Here is a 3,641-nt window from a genome sequence, read left to right as displayed (position 1 = left end):
CCGGCCCCCCCCGACCCGGCCCCCGGCGCCACGCGCTCCCCCGCGGGGGCCATTGCGGTCGGGGGGAAACAATACGGGGACGTGGGGGGTCACCCCGCCCCCTATCGTCCATCCCGTGCCGCGCCGGTGGCCGAGCGGCAGGAAGAGGCCGGCGTTCTGCCGTACGCGGTAGAACCAGATGATGAACGCGGTCGCGCCCAGGGCGAGGAGGAGGAAGGCGACCCCGTCCAGCCCCTTGGCCAGGCTCTCCAGCGTGTCGAAGTCGCCGAGCGAGACGTCCGAACCCGGGTCCTGCGCAAGGGAGTAGAAGACCAGGGCGGTGACGTCGGCGCCGACGGCGAGGACGGCCAGCAGGATGTTGAAGGCCAGTGCCACGTAGGCGAGGATCGCCGGTACGACGGGCGAGCGGTACGCCCTCGGCCACGTCGGGTCGGCCTCGGCGCAGCTCAGGCAGCGCCGGTTCGGGATCGCCGCAGGGCGAGCCCCGCACACCGCACACATCATCAGAATCGGTCCACTCCTGGGGGCCGCCGGGCGCGTACGTCGCGCTCCGGTCGGTCGGGCCGTCGCCCCGAGCGGGGCGGGCGCGCCGAGCCTAGTGGGGCGGCCGGGACCTCCGCCAGTGGAATACCGCCGGGATCGCCGCAGGTCAGGGGCTGTATCGGGGGAATCCGGGCAGATCCTCCGAAGGCCGCTCGAACACCCGCAAGTCCCGGAGTTCCCGAACCTCCCGATGGTGCGTCACGCGTCGTTCACGTTCCGGTCGCTGGCCTTCGGGTGAATGAGGGCGCCCACAGTTGTACAGCCAACTGTGGCTCCCCCCTCAGCCTCCGTGACCAGCCGCGCGCGGAACCGGCCCCGCCGATCCCGGTGATCCCGACGATCCCCGGCGACTCCGGGCGGGCCCGGCCTCCCCGGCGGCGGACAGGACAACCGTGGCCGCAGGCAGCGCCCTGACCCTCACCGCACCCGCCAACCCGACCGAAGGCGACCGGCTCGCCTTCCACTGGACCACCGACGCCCCCGACGCCAAGAACTGGGTCGGCATCTACGACGGCAGCCGCAAGCCCGGCACCGGGTCCTCCCTGCTGTGGAAGTACACCCCGGGCGGCTCCGGCGACCTCCAGCTCGACACCTCGGCGCTCACCGGCGGCCCGTACACCGCCTACCTGCTGGCCAAGGACGGCTACGGCGTCCTCGCCCAGACCGAGCCGTTCAGCTTCCGCCCCAGGCCCGCCGTCGTGCGCCCGCACGCCGCCGTGGACTCGCTGACCACCGCCCCCGTCGCCCCCGGCGCCGCGGTGTCCGTCAAGCTCGGCGGCCTGTGGTCGCGCCCGGCCGGCAACCCGGTGGGCACCGCGACCTTCCGCAAGGCCGGCGGCGCGGCCTGGGCCTCGGTCAGCGCGGACGGCACCCTGACCGGCACCGCCCCCAAGGCCGGCCAGAACCCGGAGATCGTCGTCGTCGGCGTCAAGGACAGCGCGGGCGCGACCGACACGATCACCGTGCTGGTCCCGGTCGCCGACCCGGCCGGGCCGCTGCGCCTGAAGACCGCGAGCTGGAACCTGCACGACGCCGGCAGCGGCTACACCGACGCGCTGGAGAAGCAGGTGCGCGTGGTGCTCGCCCAGGGCCTCGACGTCGTGGCGCTCCAGGAGACGGCCGGTACCCAGGCGCAGACCCTCGCCACCGCGCTCGGCTGGTACGCCTACCAGAGCTCTGGCAGCGTGGGCATCCTCAGCCGTCACCCGCTGGCCGACGTCACCCCGGTGGCCGCCGACCTGCCCGCCGCCGCGGCGACCGTGCGGCTGCCCGGCGGACGGACCGTCCGCTTCTGGGCCGCGCACCTCGACGAGAGCGACTACGGCCCGTACGGCGTCCAGGACGGCCGCACCGCCGCGCAGGCCGAGGCCGCCGAGAACGCCTCCGTCCGGCTCAAGCAGGCCAAGGCGCTGGCCGCGGCCGTCCGGGCCGACGTCGCCAAGCACACTCCGGTGGTGCTCGCCGGCGCGCTCTCCTCGCCCTCCCACCTGGACTGGACGGCCGCCACCGCCACCGCGCACGGCAATGTCGGAGCCGTCAACTGGCCCGTCTCCAAGGAGTTCCAGGCCGCTGGGCTGACCGACACCCTGCGCGAGGAGAGCCCGGACCCGGTCAAGGTCCCGGCCGCGACGGCACCACCGGTCCCTGGATCGACAACACGCCGGTCACCGACAACCCCGTCGCCGACTGGACCACCTACGCCGAGCGCCTGGAGAAGGCGGGCGTCAGCTGGCGCGTCTACCACAACCCCAGCAAGGACGACCGCACCGGCGACTACGACGACAACGCGCTGTCCTACTTCAAGCAGTTCCACGACTTCCCCGCGGACGACCCGCGGTACGTCAACGCGATGACGAAGTTCGACCCGACGGACTTCGACCGCCACTGCAAGGACGGCACCCTCCCGACGATCTCCTGGCTCGTCGCGCCCTACCTCTTCTCCGAGCACCCGGCGGCCGGCCCGGCCTACGGCGCGCACTGGGTCGACATGGCGCTCCAGTCGCTGATGTCCAACCCGGAGGTGTGGCAGCACACCGTCTTCCTCGTCATGTACGACGAGAACGACGGCTACTTCGACCACATGGTCCCGCCCACCCCCGAGGCCGGCACGCCCGAGGAGTTCACCCAGGGGCGGGCGATCGGCCTCGGCAACCGTGTGCCGCTGTGGGTCGCCTCCCCGTGGTCGCGCGGCGGCTGGGTCAACTCCCAGGTCTTCGACCACACTTCGGTGCTGCGCTTCATGGAGGTCGTCACCGGGGTCGCCGAGCCGAACATCTCGGCCTGGCGCCGGGCCGTCTGCGGCGACCTCACGAGCTGCTTCGACTTCGCCGCACCGGACTTCTCGATCCCGAAGCTGCCCGACACCAACGCCCTGATGGCCAGGGCCGACGCGGGCGCCAAGCTGCCCGGCGTCGCCCTGCCGGCCGTCGGCGCCCAGTCGATGCCCGTCCCGGAGCGCGGCGACCGCCCGCACCGCCCGCTGCCCTACCAGCCGTGGGCCGACGCCGAGGTGGACCGCAGGAGCGGCAAGGTCACCTGCACGATGAGCAACGACGGTTCGGTGGCCTTCCCGTACACCGTCTACCCGAACATCGTCCTCCCGTTCGCCGGCACGCCGTTCACCGTGGCCCCCGGCGCCACCGCCACCTACGTGTGGGACGCCGCGGCGACCAACGGCCGCTACGACTTCACGGTGCACGGCCCGGACGGTTTCGTCCGCCGCTTCGCCGGCACCGTCGTCCGCGACGGGCAGGGCGGCCAGAACGACATCGGCGTGCCGATCGTCACCGCCGACCTGCGCGGCGACGTCAAGCTCACGCTCCAGGTGGCCAACGACGGGCTGACCGACGTCGCCTTCACCGCCGCGCCCAACGACTTCGCGGGCACCGCGCAGACGGTGTGGGTCAAGCCCGGCAAGCAGGCCAACATCGCCTGGCCGCTGGACAAGCAGGGCCGCTACGACGTCGTCGTCACCGCCCACACAGGCCAGCGCTTCGTCCGCCGCTACGCGGGCTGGGTGCACTGACCCGACCCGACCCGACCCGACCCGACCCGACCTGACCCGACCCGACCCGAGCCACGGCCGGGGGCGCCGAACC

The 3,641-nt window shown here is 73.2% G+C and carries 2 protein-coding genes and 1 pseudogene; 2 read left to right on the top strand and 1 reads right to left on the bottom strand.

The window, feature by feature from the left end; all coding sequences use genetic code 11:
- A partial coding sequence (locus ACFV4F_RS42470; RefSeq protein ID WP_380511213.1) for a DUF4328 domain-containing protein occupies positions 1–375 on the bottom strand: 375 nt, incomplete at its 3' end.
- Positions 376–935: 560 nt separating this feature from the next.
- Here ACFV4F_RS42470 and ACFV4F_RS42465 point away from each other — a divergent pair.
- Positions 936–2,141 (top strand): annotated as a pseudogene (locus tag ACFV4F_RS42465) (endonuclease/exonuclease/phosphatase family protein); the annotation flags it as partial.
- Positions 2,036–3,568, top strand: coding sequence for an alkaline phosphatase family protein (locus tag ACFV4F_RS42460; RefSeq protein ID WP_380511216.1), 1,533 nt, complete (start codon positions 2,036–2,038; stop codon positions 3,566–3,568). The pseudogene ACFV4F_RS42465 and the gene ACFV4F_RS42460, both read left to right, overlap by 106 nt.
- Positions 3,569–3,641 lie beyond the last annotated feature (73 nt).

The sequence above is a fragment of the Kitasatospora sp. NPDC059722 genome, from assembly GCF_042733235.1.
GTDB lineage: Bacteria > Actinomycetota > Actinomycetes > Streptomycetales > Streptomycetaceae > Kitasatospora.
Note: the sequence above shows the minus strand (reverse complement) of the source record. Positions and strands in the feature narration are given on the sequence as shown.